Raw genomic sequence first — 17,192 nt, forward strand, 5'->3', positions numbered from 1 at the left:
AAACTTCACTTGATCAACTCCATCACCAGTAATTGATAGGTTAAAGGCAGGCCCTGAGGTGTGCGCCGCTGTTCCAGTTGTTGATGAATCCGTCGATACTGGTCTTTGCTCAGAAAACCGGCCCCACCGGAGGCACCGATGCCGGTGACGGACTGCAGCAGATCCCGGCTGGTGGGATAATAAAAGACTTGGGGGCTGGCTTCCAGATGAAAATGGCTGAAACCAGCCGCTGTGACTGCTTTTTGATAGGCTGCTTCAGGCTGAAAATTCAACACCCGGCTGAGTGCTCCGGCCTGCGACCAGGCTTGATGAATTTCTTCCAGACTGCCGGGTAGCAAACTGGTGATCAGTGCCCTGCCACCGGGTTTGAGAACGCGATGAATGCCTGTCAGTAAAGGCCGTAAATCCGGGCACCACTGAAGGGCCAGGTTGGAAAACAGCAGATCCAGGGAGTTGTTTTGCAAAGGCAAACTATAGGCATTGCCTTGCACAAAACCAATTTCAGGATAGGAGTGACGGGCCTGCCTGACCATTGCTGGACTTAGATCCAACCCCAGAACAGAGGCATCAGAATAGCTTTCGGCAAGCCGGGCCGTCCAGTGACCGGGACCGGAACCCAGATCCAGAACAGTGTCTGCAGTTTGTGGGCACTTCTGCCAGAGCAAGGTTCCCATCCTGGCTTGAGCCTGGGCCAACTGCCGGTAGCGTGCAGCCCCACGATCAAAGGAACGTCTGACTTCGGGAGCAGCAGCGATCATAACCGTGAACTCCAGGCCAGCAGCTGATTAGCCAACTGTTGGGGCTCACTGAATTGCGGAGCATGACCACATGCCTGCAAAGTGACCCAACTGACATTTTCAGAAGCATAGGCTTCCTGAAGGGCAGACCAGGGTTCACACAAAGGATCGTCTTCACCACGAACCAGCAACCAAGGCAGTGAAGGGTTCTTTAATAGTTCCGCTGCTTGCAGTTGCTGCAACAATTGCAAGCCAGTATTCAGGGCAAAGGTCGGCCAGGGCTTTTGCGCCTGCAACCGGGCCAGTACCCGGTTGCCCTCAGGCTCACCCAGGCTTTGCCAATTAAGAAAATGCTGCCAGGCCTGCTCCGGTTGTTTTTTGAAACCACGAACAAAAGCCTTAAGTTCAGCCGGGTTCAAACCCCAATGACAAGGCCTGTCTTTTCCGGCTACAAACCAGGGGCCAGCACCCAGAGAGACCAACCCGGTCACCAGCTGCCCCAGTTGGTGATGTTCAGCCATTTTGGCCGCTACCAGGCCACCCAGTGACCAACCCAGCCAAAGGGCCGGTTGCGGGTACTGTTCAGCCAGACGCATCAAGAGTGCATCCAGATTTCCAGCCTCTGCCTGACGCCAGCACTCGGGATCATCCGGCCATTCCAGCAGGGTGATTTTTTCGCCAGACAACTGCTCACGCAGTGGTTGCAGGCTGGCTGCAGTCATTCCCCAGCCAGGCAGAAAAACCCAGGGCAAGGTTGTTGTCATGCATTCCACCCCTCTCGGTCTTGCGCCTTGAGTTCAGCCAAGGCTTCAACCAGCAGCCCGACCTGTTCTTTAGTATGCAAAGCATTCAAGGTGATTCGTAATCGTGCCGTACCTGGGGGAACGGTCGGAGGACGTATGGCCGTGACCAGAAAACCCTGGTCGCGCAGCGCCTGCGACCAGTCCAATGCCTGCTGGTTACTGCCCAGCATCAGGGGCTGAATGGGAGTGGCTGAATCCATCAAAGGTAAACCGGCTGCCAGTGCTTGCTGACGGAAGGATTTCACTCTTTGCAGTAGGGTCCAGCGCCTTTCCGGTTCTTTCTCCAAAATATCCAGGGCTTGCAGAGTTGCACAGGCCTGAGCTGCAGGCTGGGCCGTGGTGTAAATATACTGGCGGGCAAACTGACGCAGATAATCAATCACCACCTGATCCCCGGCAATAAAAGCCCCGGAAGAACCCAGGGCCTTACCCAGAGTACCGGTCAACAAAGGAACCTGCTGAGCAGTGAAAGGATCACCTACCAGTCCTTCGCCTTTTTCGCCCAGCACCCCGATGCCATGGGCATCATCAATCAACAGCCAGGCTTGATGCTGTTCAGCAACAGCCACCAGTTGCCGGATATCCGCCTGATCTCCATCCATGCTGAAAACACCATCGGAAACAAGCAACCGGCGACCTGTACCGGCTTGTTTTAACAAACCTTCCAGGTGTGAGTAATCCAGGTGATGAAAACGACGGAAACGCGCACCGGAAGCCAGTCCGGCATCCAGCAGGGAGGCGTGATTGAGACGATCCTGAAACACCTGATCACCCCGCCCAACAAAAGTCTGCACCGCAGCCAGATTAGCCAGATAACCACTGGAAAAAGTCAGGGCTGCCTCTCTGCCGGTCAAGGCTGCCAGGCGTTCTTCCAGTTGCTCGTGAGGGCGCTGATGGCCACAGACTTGGTGGGAGGCTCCACTGCCTGCACCCCAGTGTTTTACCCCTTGAATCAGCGCCTCTTCGAGACGGGGATCAGCTGCCAGCCCCAGATAATCATTACTACAGAAGTTGATGACTTCCCGACTTTCAATCTGCACCAGAACACCTTGAGCACTCTCCAGCACAGGGGGTTGCCGCCAGAGCTGCTGCTCTTTGCGTTCAGCCAGAGCCTGATAGAGTTCCGACCGATCCATCAGGCTTCAAACCACAAGGCCACAGGGTTTGGTCACCGGCTCGTCCTGTTTGCGGGTGGCATCCTGATAAAGACTGTTATTGGCTTCCAGGGCTTCCTGAAGTGCGGCCTGATGTACGTCCTCTCCCACAGGCGTGCTGGTTTGCTGACTGTTGATGCCCAGACGTGCAAACAGTTGCTGGTCTTCTCCGGCTCCCGGGTTGCTGGTGGTCAGGAGCTTGTCGCCGTAAAATATGGAATTGGCACCGGCAAAAAAGGCCATTGCCTGCTGGGCGGCATCCAGGTTTTCGCGCCCTGCGGAGAGGCGAACTCGGGAGGCGGGCATGATAATACGCGCCACTGCAATCATGCGAATGAATTCCAGCGGCTCCAGATCCTCGACATTTTCCAGCGGCGTACCCGGCACCTTGACCAGCATATTCAGGGGCACACTTTCCGGGTGAGGTTGCAGGCTGGCCAGTTGCTGCAACAGACCAATGCGATCCTTGGCTTCTTCACCCATGCCGATAATCCCACCACAACAGACTTTCATGCCCGCCTTGCGCACCTTGTCCAGGGTATCCAGACGATCCCCATAGGTGCGGGTGGTGATGATTTCGTTGTAAAACTCTTCGGAGGTATCCAGATTGTGGTTGTAATAATCCAAACCGGCTGCGGCCAGTTCTTCGGCCTGACCTTCCTTCAACATCCCCAGAGTCATGCAGGTTTCCAGCCCCAGATCCTTGACCTGACGAATCATTTCCGTCACGGCTGGCATGTCCTTGGCGGTCGGTGAACGCCAGGCTGCACCCATGCAAAAACGCCCCGCACCTGCCTGCTTGGCCGCTTTGGCCTGATTGATGACCTTGTTGATCTCCAGCAATTTTTCCTTTTCCAGACCCGTGTTGTAATGACCGGACTGAGGACAATACTTGCAGTCTTCCGGGCAGGCACCGGTTTTGATCGACATCAAAGTGGAAACCTGCACCTCATTGGGGTCGAAAAACTCACGATGCAGGCTGTGAGCGCGAAACAATAACTCGTTGAAAGGCAGGGCAAAAAGATCAGCAATCTGCTGATGAGTCCAGTCGTGGCGGATAGACGTCATGGGCTGAAAAATCCTGTAAACTTAAAAGTAAGACCAAGTTAACGCAAAGGATGCCGGAGGCAAGGAATGCTGTCAACCAAACATAAACTCAAAGTTAACGAGATACTGGCTCGCTGGTATCAACTCACACGTCTTTCCCGTGGATGGCTGGCCGGTGAATGTCTGGTCTGTGCTCAGACAGTAAAAACTCAGGAAGATATCTGCCCTGCCTGCCGCAAGGATCTTCCCCTCAATCAGCCCTGCTGCACCTCTTGTGCCGAACCCCTGAGTATCACTTTGGAGCTGTCACTAACTTGCAAGCAATGTCAGGAACAACCACCGGCTTTCGATCAGGTTTTAGCACCCCTGCTTTATGCTCCTCCAGTTGACCACCTGTTGCTGCGCTTTAAAAACCATGCGGATCGCACCGCAGGCAGTCTACTGGTGGATTTGCTGGTCGAAACCTTGCAAACAGAAGCTCAGATATTGGAAGCAGATGCTTTGCTGGTTATCCCTGCCCAAAAAGACCGCCAACAAAAGCGTGGGATCAATCCACCGGCCTGGCTGGGACAAAGACTTGCCTGGCAGTGGCAGCTTCCTTTTCAGCCCGGCTGGTTAAAGCGCTGCCGTAACATCACCAGCCAACGGGAACTCAGCCGCAAGAAACGCTGGCTGAATCCCCAAGGTGCTTTTGTTGCCAGCGAGGAGATACAAGGCAAAAAACTGCTGCTGGTGGATGATGTAGTCACCACGGGGGCCACCTGCCACTGGGCTGCCCGTGAACTGAAGGAAAAAGGAGCCGCAAGCGTCACCGTGATTGCCGCAGCTCGCACACCAGCCTAAACGGGTCATCAAACTTTAAAACTTTTCATTAGTTGCTGTAGCGAATCTACAGCCTTTCGCAGTGCATTAGCTCTTTCATGCGAAACTTCAGACTGGCCGGTCAGCTGATCCGAGACTTCACGAATGCTTTCTGCATTACCACTCATTTCACTGGTGACAGCATTCTGCTCTTCTACAGCACTGGCAATCTGAGTTGCCATATCACGGATGCTCCCATTCATCTTATCTATCAACTGCAGGTGCTCAGCGGCCTGGCGACTTCCGTCAACATTATGCTCCGTCTGATCATGACAGATTTGCATGATTTTCACTGCTTGACCGGTTGAAAGCTGCAGTGTTTCTATCATCTGTCGGATTTCATGGGTCGCTTCATGAGTTCGCTGTGACAAGGAGCGAACTTCATCAGCAACCACAGCAAAGCCTCGACCATGATCACCGGCACGCGCCGCTTCTATGGCAGCATTCAGGGCTAGCAGATTGGTTTGTTCCGCCACTCCCTGAATAGTTGCAAGAATCCCGGTAATGTCTTGCACCTGAACATCCACCTCATTCAAGGCTTGCATGCCTTTGTTCAATTGCTCAGCCAGTTGAACAATGCTCTGACGATTGCTTTCAACCAGCTTCATACCTTCGCGTGTTGAATCCACAGCCCCGTGAGCTTTTTCCGCTGTCTGTTCTGCATTATTAGCAATTTCTGCAGTGGCAGCTGACATTTCATTGACAGCACTAGCCATCTGCGAAACTTCGCCCTGTTGATTACTCAGTTTCTCAAGGCTTTCAACAACCTGCTCGCGGGTAGCCTCTGCTTCATTATCCAGACGTTGACTCAACTGCAGCACCTGTCGTAACAGTTGTTGCAAACGCTCCACAAACTGATTGAAAGCCTGACTCATATGGCCAAACTCATCGGCGTTGGTTACTTCCAATCGCTGTGTCAGATCCGCTTCTCCAGTTGAAATCTCCTGCAATGCATGCGATAGGTTTTTCAGTGGACGAATTAGATAATTAATCAAAAAATACAAAACAATCATGCAGAAGAGCAGAACCAATAGAGATATCACACCCACTTGCCAGGCCAAGTCAAGCATTCCTGCATAGGCTTCAGATGCATCCATCATCAAAAGAAAAGTCCACCCTGCTTCCGGCAGGTTAACCGTCGAGACTATCCATTTCCGCCCTTGATAATTCAACTCAGCCAGTTCGCCTGCAGCAGGTAACGCCAAGTTAGGCACAAGCTCCTGGAATGGCTTTTGCAATAAGGCAGAATCTTCATGAATCAGTACTTGTTGTTTTTCATCCAATACCCACAACTGGGATGCCCAGCGTGTCTCAGTTGATAACAATTGCTCCACTATAGCGGTAAGTGTCATATCACTAGCCAACACATCACCTTTGTTATCCTGCATCGGTAGCCCCATGGACATGATCAAATCACCTGAACCTGCATCCTGATAGGGAGGTGTCACAATCAGTTGATTTTCCTGTATTGCCTGCTTATACCAGGGGCGTGTTCGGGGATCAAAATCGGGTGGCAGGTTTGCTTCCGGTTGCGACATCAGCATTTGTCCATCTTCAGTACCGACATAAACCAGATCAAAGTGTCCGGCTCGGCGCGCTAAGGTCAAAGGCTCTTGCCAGTGATCACCCGGTTGATCACTCATCTGTTGGCTGAAAGCTCGCAAAACATCAGCGCGGCTTTCCAGCCAACTGCCTGTCATAGACTTGATCTGTTGCAGACTGTGCTGCATCTCACTGCGGACAGATTGCTGTACTTCGCGTTGTAACAAGGATGCTGAGACTGCGCTCAGCAATACCAGTGAAATAAGCAAGAGGCCAGCAACAGACAGCAATAATTTCTTTTCAAATGATAAAGTCATTTTTAAACCACCCAAGTAATCCCTTCACACGGCATTTCAATGCTGATATTTCAGGCAACCAACGATCCCAAAAAACCAATAATTGTGTGAGGTCAAAAATCAAACCTTGAAACACAAGGCCGTAACCTTTTGCAAACTAGGCCAAGCTTCAAATTTTAGTCATCCAAGGTTTTTTTTCTTGCTCAAGGCTCGGATTTTTTTGTTACAACCTCATGATTCATCCAGACGAGAAAACTCATCTGGATGAATCATGGAAAAATAATGGGATATACAGTCAGGTGGGGTCAGTTGCTGAAGAGATTGCGGGCGATAATGACTTTCTGGATTTCACTGGTGCCTTCGTAGATGCTGGTGACACGAATATCACGGGCATAACGCTCGAGCGGGTAGTCTTTCATATAGCCATTGGCGCCCAGAAGCTGGAGGGCGGCATAGCAGGCCTGATTGCCCTTTTCGGTCGCCATCAGCTTGGCCATGGAGGCTTGGTGAGCAAAGGGTTGACCGGCTTCTTTCAGGGAGGCTGCCTGCATCGTCAGCAAGCGCGCCGCCTCCATCTCTGTGCAGTGATCCGCCAGCATCCACTGAAGGCCCTGAAAATCGGCCAGGGGGCGACCAAACTGTTTGCGCTCCTTGATATAATCCCGGGCATAATCCAGAGCTGCACCCGCTACACCCAGAGCCAGAGAAGCAATACCAATCCGGCCACCAGCCAGTTCGGTCACTGCGATTTTGAAGCCCTGATTTTCAGCACCCATCAAGGCATCCAAAGGAATACGGCAGTCTTCAAAAACCACCTCATGGGTGCCGGAACCCTTCTGACCCATCTTTTGTTCGGGCTTGCCCACCTTCAAGCCGGGTGTTCCCGTAGGAACCAGAAAGCAGGAAATACCCTTGCCCTTGGGTGCTGTCGGGTCAGTCACCGCCCAGACCACATAAACCCCGGCAATCGCCGCTGTGGAAATCCACACCTTGGTGCCGTTCAGCACCCAGGAATCCCCGTCTTTCACCGCACGGGTTTTCATCGCCGCAGGATCGGAACCCGCTTCGGTTTCGGTCAGGCAAAAGCTGCCACCATAGAACTCACCGGAACAGAGTTTGGGTAGGTACTCTTGTTTTTGCTCATCCGTGCCTATGGCCTGAATCACTTCCGCGACCATATTGCTGACCGAAACAGAAACGGCTGTGGAAGCACAAGCCCGTGCCAGTTCGGTAATCGCCAGAGAAAAGGCAACCGTGCCAACCTCAGCACCGCCGTAGGTCTCTGAGACGTTCAGGCCCATAAAGCCCAGCTCGGCCAGTTGGCGCAAGTGGTCTTTGAGAATTTCCGGATCAGCCGTGGCATCCAGTTCTGCAGCTTTGGGAGCCAATACACCTTCCGCAAACTGGCGGGCGGTGTCCTGAATCAGTGCCTGCTCTTCAGTGAGTTCAAAGTTCATGGTCACAGCCCTCAAGTCATACGGATGGCACCATCCATACGGATGACTTCACCATTCAGGTAGGTGTTTTCAATGATATGCGCCGCCAGGGAAGCAAACTCTTCCGGCTTGCCCAAACGCTTGGGGAAGGGTACACCGGCCTCCAACTGCTCGCGGGCTTCATCGGGAATACCACTCATCATCGGTGTACCGCAAACACCCGGTGCAATGGTCATCACTCGAATGCCGTGACGTGACAGTTCCCGCGCCAGCGGCAGCCCCAGAGCCACAACACCGGCCTTGGAGGAGGCATAACTGGCCTGCCCCACCTGACCATCAAACGCAGCAATAGAGGCGGTATTGATAATCACGCCCCTCTCACCATCTTCTTGAGGCTCGCATTTGGCCATGGCCGCAGCTGCCAGACGTGCGACATTGAAACTGCCCACCAGATTGATATTGATCCCCTTGGCATAAGCATCCAGATTCGCCGGATTCAAATCACGATCCAACAACTTCTGCACCACAACAATACCGGCACAGTTAATCACACCGGAAAGACTGCCAAACTGGCTGATCGCCAGATCCACGGCAGCCTGTACCTGTTCACCGGAAGTCACATCACAAGAACTGAAAACAGCCGCATCGCCCAGTTCAGCAGCCAGCTTTTCACCCGCTTCGGCATTCAAGTCCGCCAGTACCACCCCGCCACCACGTGCGACCAGATAACGGGCCGTGGCTTCACCGAGGCCGGAAGCGCCGCCGGTAATCAGAAAGGTTTGTTGATCGATTTTCATCAGCCTGTCTTCTCTTATATCAAATTGTAAAAATTTCCAGGGAGCCTCAGGTTCTAAAAGTTCGCCTGCAGCGTGCTGTTGGTCAGGACGCGTAAATACATCCCTGTAAGCTCTGGTCACAACCTCCTGTTGTGAACAGCCTGACCAATCAGCCCCCTGCGCCAAACAGCAGAGTGTCGGATCACGGCAAGGTTGCCCTGCGCCGAAAGACAGTCACTTTTGCAAGGTAACCGGCTCTTCGCCGCATTCGGCTTTCCCGCGACATGCATGGATGCATAAGTGCAGCGAAAGCAAGGAAAGCGATAGCTGCCCTCAAGCGCCGCGCTGCGCAGTCCCTGCTCCGCTGGTCGCCGATCACCTTGCCGTGACTACATTTGATTAACGTTATGAGCGCAGGTTAGGCAAGGCGAAATTGAGCGAAAAAGCGGAGTTTACATAAAGTAAATGAGCATTTTGAGTTCAATTTCAACACAGCATAAACAAGCGCAATAGTTAATCCTCAGCTTCCTGCTCTGCCTGCTTGCGCAAGATAAACCGCTGAATTTTGCCGCTGGGTGTTTTGGGCAGCGCCTCAACAAACTCGATTTCCCGTGGGAAAGCATGAGCCGAGAGGCGTTCGCGCACCAGTGCCTGGATGTCTTTGACCAGGCCATCGCTGGGTTCCTGGCCGTCCTTGAGTACCACAAAGGACTTGATCACATAGCCACGCAGTTCATCGGGCTTGCCTACTGCGGCGGATTCCGCCACAGCGGGGTGTTCCAGCACGGTGTTTTCGACATCGGTGGGGCCAACACGGTAGCCGGCGGTGGTGATGATGTCGTCGTCGCGTCCGGCAAACCAGAAGGTGCCGTCTTCGTGCATTTCCACGACATCACCGGTCAGGTAATACTTGTCATGGAAAGGTTTTTTCTCCTGCCAGGTGTAACCCTGAAAGAAAAACGCCGGGGAGTTTTCCATATCCACAGCCAACTGCCCGGTTTGCCCGGCTTCCAGTTCCTTGTATTCAGCATCCAGAATCGCCAGACGGTAACCGGGCATGGGCATGCCCATGGAGCCGACAGGCGAAAGATGCGTCAAAGCATGGTGGCAGCAGCAGGTCATGCCGGTTTCGGTCTGGCCGTAGTGATCCATGACCCGGCAACCCAGGTTATCACCAACCCAGTTGACCACTTCGGTGTTCAAAGGCTCACCGGCAGAGCTGGCAACCCGCAGGAAAAGCTCATCAGACTTGCCATCCAGAATGCCGCTAGATTTCATCATCCGGTAGGCAGTGGGGGCAGAAGCCAGGTTGGAAATCTTGTGCTTCTTCAAAAATTCCAGGGTGTTTTCGGCCGTGAAACCCGCTTCATTAAAGTGGGTGGTCACACCCAGCAGCAGTGGGCCGGTGATGGCATAGTAGAGGCCATAAGCCCAACCGGGGTCGGCCATATTCCAGAAGTTGTCACCTTCCTGAAGGTCGATGGCATAACGCATGTAAAGATAGAAGGCAGGCAGTGCCTTGACCGGAACCGCCACACCTTTGGACTTGCCGACAGTGCCGGAGGTAAACATCTGTAAAAAAGGCTCTTCGGCATCCAGAACCGGTGCTTCACATTCCGGCGCTTGATTCGCCAGAAGACTGGCGTAATGCAGGTCTTCCCATTGTTCGGCTTCAGCTTCCGTGCCGATCATCACCATACCGGGCAGATCTTTGATGGGCTTGAATTTTTCACGATTCTCGGCATCGGTGAATACCAGTTTGGTTTTGGCCTGGGTCAGACGATATTCAATGGCCTCATAACCAAAGGCAGTAAACAAGGGCTGGTAAACCGCACCCAGACGCCAGGCGGCCAGAATCAGTGCCAGCAGATCCGGTGTACGCGGCAACATGGCAGCCACCCGGTCACCCTTGCCCACGCCCTGGCTTTTCATCAGGTTGGCCAGCTTACCGGAGAAGGCATCCAATTCAGCAAAGGTCATCTGTGTGACTTTGCCCTCGGTATCTTCGTGAATCAAAGCAGGCTGGCTGGCCTTGCTGCCCTGGGCATGACGGCCACAACATTCGGTGAAGGCGTTAAAGCCTTCCTGCATGCTGCCCTGAAGTTGCTTCTCGACATCTGCCAACTGAAAAGACTGCATGAATGCTGCATAGTCTTGTGCTTCTGCGATTTCGGCCATGGATCACCTCCGGTCGGTCACTTGTTGTTTTTGTATAACCTTGACGTAAACGTCAACTTGTTACTTTAAATAAAGGCGACACACGGGCCGCCTCTGTGAAAACTTTTCCGAGCAAGCGCTCGGTTTTAATCAAGCCTAACCCAGACTTTTATTTCTCGCAAGCCTCTTCGCGCAAGACCATGGCGACCAGTTCCTGAGCCAGATCATCCGGTTCCAGACCTGCACCAGGCCGATACCATTGCACCGTCCAGTTGAGTGCTCCCAAAGCCAGACGCCTTTGCAGCCCCTGATTTCCGGCCATCAGGCCTTTTCCCTGACACTCCGCAATGACCTGAGTCCAGATGCTTTCATAGGCATCCCTGAGTTTGACCAGCTCCTGGCGTGAAGCTTGCGTCAGACTCCGCCACTCATAAATCGCGACGACGTGGGCATCCCTGTCTTCCAGAAGGGTGGAAAGATGAGCTCTGGCCAGGGCATAGAGGCGATCCCTGGGTTGCTCCAGACCTTCCAAAGCCTGGGTGGCAATCTGCATGGCATGCTGCATCCCCGATTCTATTACCGCAAAGAGGATTTCCTGCTTATCATTGAAATGATGAAAAAGACTGCCAGACTTGATACCCATGGCGTCCGCCAGCATGCGGACGGTGGTTGACTCATAACCCTGGTCACAGAAAAGGCGGGCGGCTATCGCCACCAGCTCCTTGCGTCTTTTTGAATTCTTGTTTAAGTTCATGTGAGTTAACTAGCGCTTGCTTGGTTTTATGACTTGCGGGTCACAAACTACCCCTAGCCATTCATGAGGTCAAGCGGCACTCTATAGCCATAACAAATCCAGATTGATAAAGAGGTATTTCCATGCAGCAAGATTCAATTGTTCTCGTATCCGGTGCCCGTACCGCCATGGGCGGACTTCAGGGTGCACTCTCCAGCCTGACAGCCCCTGAACTCGGCGGCTTTGCCATTGCCGATGCCATTCGTCGCGCGGGCCTTCAGCCCACCGACATTCAGGAAGTCATCATGGGTTGTGTTCTCCCAGCAGGCGTCAAACAAGGTCCTGCACGCCAGGCCATGATGAATGCCGAAATTCCTGTTTCCACCGGAGCCACCACCATCAACAAGCTGTGTGGCTCGGGTATGAAAGCGGTGATGCTGGCTCACGACCTGATCAAGGCAGGCAGCAATGACATCATGGTGGCGGGTGGCATGGAGAGCATGTCCAACGCACCTCACCTGCTGACCAAGGCACGCAGTGGCTATCGCCTGGGGCATGGTGAGATCAAGGATCACATGTTTCTGGATGGCCTGGAAGATGCCCGCACCGGTAAGCTGATGGGTGTTTTTGCCCAGGAAGTGGCCGATGATAAAGGCTACACCCGCGAAACCCTGGACAACTTTGCCATCAACTCCCTGAAGCGTGCCATGACGGCCATCGAAAACGGCAAGCTGAAGGCGGAAACCGTTCCGGTTACGATCAAGTCACGCAAGGGTGACGTGGTCGTGGAAGACGATGAACAGCCCCATCAGGCCAATATCGAGAAGGTTCCTTCCCTGCGTCCGGCTTTCAAAAAAGACGGCACCGTCACCGCAGCCAACTCCAGCTCCATTTCCGATGGTGCTTCCGCGCTGGTCTTGATGCGTGAATCCGAAGCCCAAAAACGCGGCCTCAAGCCCAAGGCACGCCTTGTTGCGCATGCCACCAACTCCCGTGAACCCAGCGAATTCACCCTGGCCCCGATTGGCTCCATTGAGAAGGTGTTGGACAAAGCCGGTTGGACACTGGATGAAGTGGATCTCTTTGAAATCAATGAAGCCTTTGCCGTGGTCACCCTGCTGGCGATGGATGGTCTGGGCATTCCCCATGAAAAAACCAACATCTACGGCGGTGCCTGTGCTCAGGGCCATCCCATCGGCTCCACCGGTTCGCGCCTGCTGGTGACCCTGATGCATGCCCTGGAGCAGGAAGGCAAGAAAAAAGGCATTGCCAGCCTCTGCATCGGCGGTGGCGAAGCAACCGCTGTTGCTATTGAACTGATTTAAAGCATCACTTTTAAGCACCCAACCGCCCTATCACTGCCCGGCAGCAACAGCCGGGCAGTTTTTACTTCTCCTGAACCTCCGCTTTAGCTACCATGCAAGCATCAAGCAAGACTCCACCGAGGTTTAAGCAATGGCACGACCAACTCCCTGGCTGCGTTTTCCAGAAAGCACCCGCTACAAAGCCGGGTTACTTGTGCTGGCCACCAGTTTGCTGTTGTTTTTCTCGATCATCTCCACCACTTCGGCTTTTTTTGGCCCCCAGCCCGACAGTTTTCAGCCCAGCAGCGAAAAGCGTGAGCTTTTTATTGAAACCTACCAGGAACTTAAAAAAGGCCAACTGCCGGATTTAAGTGAAACCCTGGTCGAGCTGCAGGGCTACCCGCTTGCCCCTTACCTGGAATATCAGCTGTTTCGTAATCAGCTTGCCTACCAACTGGTGGATAATGAACAGCTTTTGTCTTTTTTACGTCACCATCAAGGCACAGCTTTCCATGACAAGCTAAAAGAGGAATGGCTGGTTCAACTGGGCAGAAAGCAGGACTGGAAAACCTATACCCTTGTTGCCGGCTCCCAGGCATTCAGTGACCCACAGCTGGAGTGCTACCGCCTCCAGGCAGAAGGTAACCTTCAAGGCAGAAGTCTCAGTTGGCTGGAAACCAGTGCCCAATTCTGGCGCGATAACCAGCCCCTGCCCTCCAGTTGCGAACCCTTACGCCAATCTCTCAGCAAACTGGGCTTTCTGAGCCAGGATGATTATTGGCAGGGAGCCCTGGGCCTAATGCGGGCAGGGCAGACACAGAAAGCCTGGGACTACCGTGAACACCTGAGTAAAGAGCAGCGGCAATTTCTGGACTTCTGGCGGCGTGGACGTCTGAACCCGGCCAATCGCCTTCAGGCAGCCGTCGAGGATCGCGCCGCTGAACTGGAAACCCAGCCGGAACTGGGCAACGAAGTCCTGCTGGATTTATTAGAACAGCATGCCAGCAGTCACCCCAGCCAGACCCAGCGCTTCATCCAGCAACTTGAGGACAAGGAGTTACTCACAGCTGCTTCTGCCTACAGGGTGCACGAACTTCTCGCGATCCGCGCGGCCTGGCGCAATGCGCCCGACACTCTGGAGTTGTTTGCAGAGGTTCCCGAAAACAGGCGCACCGCCGAAGGCAGAGAGTGGTTTGCTCGTACCCAATTGCGCCGTGGCAACTGGCAGAAGCTGGTTGCGGCGATTCAAGAGTTGCCGGAAGCATTAAGTCAAAGCAATGAATGGCGCTACTGGCTGGCCAAAGCCTACCTGGAAAGTGATCAGCCCGAAACAGCCGAACCTCTTCTGGAGTCTCTGGCGCAAGTGCGTAACTACTATGGTTTTCTAGCTGCCAGAGAACTGGGGGTACCACCCCAGATGAATGCCAGTCCCGCTCCCTTGAATGCAGTACCCCTGCAGGCATTGAGCGAAAAGCCGGGGATTCAGCGGGCCGGTGAACTCTATCTGACCGGTTTTGTTGAAGATGCACGCCGGGAATGGCATCACACTCTCGCCGAGGCTTCCACTGCCACCTGGCAACAGGCCGCCTGGCTGGCTCAAAACTGGGGTTGGTATGACCGCAGTGTCAATGCCATCCATAATGCCGGTTCTCAGAATGCTCTGGAGCTGCGCTTCCCACTGGCTCACCTGGATCAGCTCCGACCTCTGGCAAAGAAAGCCAATCTGGATCTGGCTCTGGTACTGGCGTTGATCCGCAAGGAAAGCCTTTTCAACCCGGAGGCCCGCTCTCATGTTGGCGCACTAGGTCTGATGCAGGTCATGCCCACAACCGGGCAGCAGGTTTCCAGACAGTTGCAAACCCCACTGCTTGCAGAAAGTGATCTGCTTAAGCCTGAATACAACCTGCCAATTGGCGTCCACTATCTTGCCAGGCTGATGCAGCGCTACCAGAACAATCCCACTCTGGCTGCTGCCGCCTATAATGCCGGACCTTCACGAGCCAGCAAATGGCAACAGCAGTTGGGTAAAGACACCGACCCGCGCTGGGTTGAACAGATCACTTATGCCGAAACCCGTGACTATGTGAAAAGCATCCTGGCTTTTCGTGAAGTCTATGCCTGGCGTTTACAGCAACAACAACTGCAGCTGGTCAGAGACACCCCCAAAACACCTGAAAGCTAATCCCCTGTGTTCGAGAAAACCATGTTTCCAAAAATTCGTATTGTACTGGTGCAAACCTTCCATCCCGGCAATATCGGTTCTGCAGCCCGTGCCATGAAAACCATGGGCTTGGAACGCCTGTACTTGGTCAACCCCGTCAGCTACCCGGATGCAGAAGCAACCCGCATGGCCGCCGGAGCCAGTGACCTCCTGGACACCGCCCAGGTTTGTGAATCCATGCAGGAAGCCGTAGCAGATTGCTCCCTGGTCATCGGAGCCAGTGCCCGCCTGAGAAATCAGTCGCTGACCGAACTGACTACCCGGCAAACCGGCACCCAGGCGGTTCAGGAAAGCCACCATGCGGAAGTAGCGCTGGTCTTTGGCCGGGAACGTACAGGGTTGCACAATGAAGAGCTGGCTTTTTGCACCCACCAGGTCAGCATTCCCGGCAACCCCAACTACAATATTCTCAATCTGGCGCAAGCCGTACAGTTGCTTTGCTATGAGGTTTTTCAGGCCAGTCAGGAACAGCAACCCCCCTCAACAGCCGAGCAGCGGGACTATCCCAGCCTGGATGCTGTTCTGGGATTTGAGCAACACCTGGAAAAGGCCCTGGAAGCCAGCGGCATGCTGAAGGGTGCATCCCACAAATCTGTGGCCCGACTCAACACCCTGTTTCGGCGTGCACGACCGGACATTCAGGAGCTGGGATTGCTACGCAGCATGATCAGCCGCATGGAAAAGCAGGGCCTGGCCTGCCAGCAGGCCGAAGAAAAAAGCGAATAAAAGAAGCCAGGGAGCCTTTGATTAACGTGATGAGCGCAGGTTAGACAATTTCAACGCAGTATAAGCAAGCGCAATAGTTAATCAGGTTTTCTGGTTACTGAGGCTGGATGGTCAAAACCCTTTCTTCACCAAAACGGCTCAAGGCACTGGTGACTGCTTTTTCGATCTCCACGCCACCGGGGCACAGCATGGTGCAGTTACCATGCACCATCTCAATCCGAAAAATGGTGGCTTTATCCGCCAGGCTTCGTGTCTGGCTGATCGCCTGAAGAATTTCCTGCTTTTTGGCATCAGTCACTAGCATTGAACTTTCCTATATATCCCTTCATGGCAGGGGTTGCTGCTGGGTGATGCAATGGATATTACCACCACCCAAAAGAATTTCCCGTCCCGGCAGCATCACCACCTGGCGCTCGGGAAAGAGCTGTTGCAGGAGGGCTTCGGCCTGGGCATCTTCAGGCACAGCAAAGCTGGGTGCAACAATGCCACCATTCACGATCAAAAAATTGACATAGCTGCCTGCCAGGCGGGTGCCTGGATCGCGGGGCTGGGTGCCTTCCACAGCATCCACCCCTTCACATTCTTCAGCGGTTGCATACAGAGGTGAAGGCAAGGGCAACTTATGAATGTTCAGGCTGCGTCCCTGGGCATCACAAGTCTTTTCCAGAACCTCAAGTGCAGCCTGACAGCGCTGGAAATTGGGGTCCTGATCATCATCCGTCCAGGCCAGCAGGACTTCTCCGGGACGAACAAAGCAGCAAAAGTTATCGACATGCCCATCGGTTTCGTCATTGTACAGACCTTCAGGCAACCAGATGATCTTATCCACCCCCAGATATTGCTGCAATTCAGATTCAATGGCCGCCTGGGTCAGATGAGGATTGCGGTTGGAGTTCAGCAGGCATTCTTTCGTGGTAATCAGGGTTCCTTCACCATCGACATGAAAGGCACCGCCTTCCAGCACCAGGCCCTGGGTGCGAATCCGGGGAATTTTTTCCAGCTGCAGAATCTTGCTGGCCACCTGATCATCCCTTTTCCAGGGAAAATAAAGCCCCCCCTGCAAACCGCCCCAGGCATTGAATTCCCAGTCCATTCCGGCCAATTCACCTTCACAATTCACCACAAAGGTTGGTCCGGTATCCCGGACCCAGGCATCATCACTGGAAAGCTCCACCACTCGAATATTGGGGTGTTGCAGGCGGTTGCAGGCATTTTCATACTGGTCGGCATTCACGCCGACGCTCACCGGTTCAAAGTGGGCAATCGCCAGGGCCACGCGGGCAAAAGCAGTTTGCGCGGGTTTGGCACCCAGACGCCAGTTATCCGTTCTTTGCGGCCACAGCATCCAGGTCTGCCGATGCGGTGCCCATTCGGCGGGCATATAAAAGCAGGAGGTCAC

Annotated in this window: 15 protein-coding genes; 4 read left to right on the plus strand and 11 right to left on the minus strand. The window is 53.8% G+C overall.

Annotated features, from left to right (window positions below; genetic code table 11):
- Positions 1 to 5: 5 nt before the first annotated feature.
- Genes LG323_RS05010 through bioB form a run of 4 tightly spaced genes read right to left on the minus strand, consistent with a single transcriptional unit; the run spans position 6 to position 3,762 of the window.
- A complete protein-coding gene (locus LG323_RS05010; protein WP_404419578.1) occupies positions 6 to 758 on the minus strand; it encodes a methyltransferase domain-containing protein in 753 nt (250 codons plus the stop codon).
- Positions 755 to 1,501, minus strand: a complete 747-nt coding sequence (locus LG323_RS05015) for an alpha/beta fold hydrolase (RefSeq protein WP_404419580.1) — start codon at positions 1,499 to 1,501, stop codon at positions 755 to 757. Before LG323_RS05015 ends, LG323_RS05010 begins: the two co-directional genes overlap by 4 nt.
- A complete protein-coding gene (bioF, locus tag LG323_RS05020; protein WP_404419582.1) occupies positions 1,498 to 2,676 on the minus strand; it encodes an 8-amino-7-oxononanoate synthase in 1,179 nt (392 codons plus the stop codon). Before bioF ends, LG323_RS05015 begins: the two co-directional genes overlap by 4 nt.
- Positions 2,677 to 2,682: 6 nt before the next feature.
- Complete coding sequence (gene bioB, locus LG323_RS05025; RefSeq protein WP_404419584.1) at positions 2,683 to 3,762, minus strand: biotin synthase BioB; 1,080 nt, start codon at positions 3,760 to 3,762, stop codon at positions 2,683 to 2,685.
- Between the two features lie 66 nt (positions 3,763 to 3,828).
- Between bioB and LG323_RS05030 the strand changes: the two genes are divergently transcribed.
- Positions 3,829 to 4,584: a ComF family protein gene (locus tag LG323_RS05030; protein WP_404419586.1), complete on the plus strand. Its 756-nt coding sequence runs from the start codon at positions 3,829 to 3,831 to the stop codon at positions 4,582 to 4,584.
- Positions 4,585 to 4,592: 8 nt separating this feature from the next.
- Here the strand turns inward: LG323_RS05030 and LG323_RS05035 are convergent, their stop codons facing one another.
- The 5 genes from LG323_RS05035 to LG323_RS05055 all read right to left on the minus strand — a co-directional run bounded on the left by LG323_RS05035 (position 4,593) and on the right by LG323_RS05055 (position 11,563).
- Positions 4,593 to 6,476 (minus strand): methyl-accepting chemotaxis protein, encoded by a 1,884-nt coding sequence (locus LG323_RS05035; RefSeq protein ID WP_404419588.1) that lies wholly within the window; start codon positions 6,474 to 6,476, stop codon positions 4,593 to 4,595.
- Between the two features lie 269 nt (positions 6,477 to 6,745).
- A complete protein-coding gene (locus LG323_RS05040; RefSeq protein WP_404419590.1) occupies positions 6,746 to 7,897 on the minus strand; it encodes an acyl-CoA dehydrogenase family protein in 1,152 nt (383 codons plus the stop codon).
- 11 nt (positions 7,898 to 7,908) lie between these two features.
- Positions 7,909 to 8,673, minus strand: coding sequence for an SDR family NAD(P)-dependent oxidoreductase (locus LG323_RS05045; RefSeq protein ID WP_404419592.1), 765 nt, complete (start codon positions 8,671 to 8,673; stop codon positions 7,909 to 7,911).
- A gap of 492 nt (positions 8,674 to 9,165) precedes the next feature.
- Positions 9,166 to 10,830, minus strand: a complete 1,665-nt coding sequence (locus LG323_RS05050) for an AMP-binding protein (RefSeq protein ID WP_404419594.1) — start codon at positions 10,828 to 10,830, stop codon at positions 9,166 to 9,168.
- Positions 10,831 to 10,978: 148 nt separating this feature from the next.
- The gene (locus LG323_RS05055) at positions 10,979 to 11,563 is read right to left on the minus strand and encodes a TetR/AcrR family transcriptional regulator (protein ID WP_310697399.1); all 585 of its coding nucleotides are present in this window, start codon (positions 11,561 to 11,563) and stop codon (positions 10,979 to 10,981) included.
- 122 nt (positions 11,564 to 11,685) lie between these two features.
- On the opposite strand from LG323_RS05055, the gene LG323_RS05060 reads away from it, so the two are divergent.
- The 3 genes from LG323_RS05060 to LG323_RS05070 all read left to right on the plus strand — a co-directional run bounded on the left by LG323_RS05060 (position 11,686) and on the right by LG323_RS05070 (position 15,793).
- Positions 11,686 to 12,867, plus strand: coding sequence for an acetyl-CoA C-acyltransferase (locus tag LG323_RS05060; RefSeq protein WP_404419596.1), 1,182 nt, complete (start codon positions 11,686 to 11,688; stop codon positions 12,865 to 12,867).
- A 130-nt stretch (positions 12,868 to 12,997) separates the two neighbouring features.
- Complete coding sequence (locus tag LG323_RS05065; RefSeq protein ID WP_404419598.1) at positions 12,998 to 15,028, plus strand: transglycosylase SLT domain-containing protein; 2,031 nt, start codon at positions 12,998 to 13,000, stop codon at positions 15,026 to 15,028.
- 21 nt (positions 15,029 to 15,049) lie between these two features.
- A complete protein-coding gene (locus LG323_RS05070) occupies positions 15,050 to 15,793 on the plus strand; it encodes an RNA methyltransferase (protein WP_404419600.1) in 744 nt (247 codons plus the stop codon).
- Between the two features lie 94 nt (positions 15,794 to 15,887).
- Here LG323_RS05070 and LG323_RS05075 read toward each other — a convergent pair whose 3' ends face one another.
- Both LG323_RS05075 and aguA read right to left on the minus strand, forming a co-directional pair.
- The gene (locus LG323_RS05075) at positions 15,888 to 16,097 is read right to left on the minus strand and encodes a hypothetical protein (RefSeq protein WP_404419602.1); all 210 of its coding nucleotides are present in this window, start codon (positions 16,095 to 16,097) and stop codon (positions 15,888 to 15,890) included.
- Positions 16,098 to 16,118: 21 nt separating this feature from the next.
- Positions 16,119 to 17,192 carry an agmatine deiminase gene (gene aguA, locus LG323_RS05080; RefSeq protein ID WP_404420110.1) on the minus strand — a complete coding sequence of 358 codons (1,074 nt, stop codon included), beginning with the start codon at positions 17,190 to 17,192 and terminating at the stop codon, positions 16,119 to 16,121.

Origin of the sequence: Marinospirillum sp. (assembly GCF_044810985.1) — a bacterium.
Classification (GTDB): Bacteria; Pseudomonadota; Gammaproteobacteria; order Pseudomonadales; family Halomonadaceae; genus Marinospirillum.

Bases quoted from the DNA above. Each gene is read 5' to 3' on its own strand.
- LG323_RS05010 (WP_404419578.1), bottom strand. From the start codon at position 758: ATGATCGCTGCTGCTCCCGAAGTCAGACGTTCCTTTGATCGTGGGGCT.
- LG323_RS05015 (WP_404419580.1), bottom strand. From the start codon at position 1,501: ATGACAACAACCTTGCCCTGGGTTTTTCTGCCTGGCTGGGGAATGACT.
- bioF (WP_404419582.1), bottom strand. From the start codon at position 2,676: ATGGATCGGTCGGAACTCTATCAGGCTCTGGCTGAACGCAAAGAGCAG.
- bioB (WP_404419584.1), bottom strand. From the start codon at position 3,762: ATGACGTCTATCCGCCACGACTGGACTCATCAGCAGATTGCTGATCTT.
- LG323_RS05030 (WP_404419586.1), top strand. From the start codon at position 3,829: ATGCTGTCAACCAAACATAAACTCAAAGTTAACGAGATACTGGCTCGC.
- LG323_RS05040 (WP_404419590.1), bottom strand. From the start codon at position 7,897: ATGAACTTTGAACTCACTGAAGAGCAGGCACTGATTCAGGACACCGCC.
- LG323_RS05045 (WP_404419592.1), bottom strand. From the start codon at position 8,673: ATGAAAATCGATCAACAAACCTTTCTGATTACCGGCGGCGCTTCCGGC.
- LG323_RS05050 (WP_404419594.1), bottom strand. From the start codon at position 10,830: ATGGCCGAAATCGCAGAAGCACAAGACTATGCAGCATTCATGCAGTCT.
- LG323_RS05055 (WP_310697399.1), bottom strand. From the start codon at position 11,563: ATGAACTTAAACAAGAATTCAAAAAGACGCAAGGAGCTGGTGGCGATA.
- LG323_RS05060 (WP_404419596.1), top strand. From the start codon at position 11,686: ATGCAGCAAGATTCAATTGTTCTCGTATCCGGTGCCCGTACCGCCATG.
- LG323_RS05065 (WP_404419598.1), top strand. From the start codon at position 12,998: ATGGCACGACCAACTCCCTGGCTGCGTTTTCCAGAAAGCACCCGCTAC.
- LG323_RS05070 (WP_404419600.1), top strand. From the start codon at position 15,050: ATGTTTCCAAAAATTCGTATTGTACTGGTGCAAACCTTCCATCCCGGC.
- LG323_RS05075 (WP_404419602.1), bottom strand. From the start codon at position 16,097: ATGCTAGTGACTGATGCCAAAAAGCAGGAAATTCTTCAGGCGATCAGC.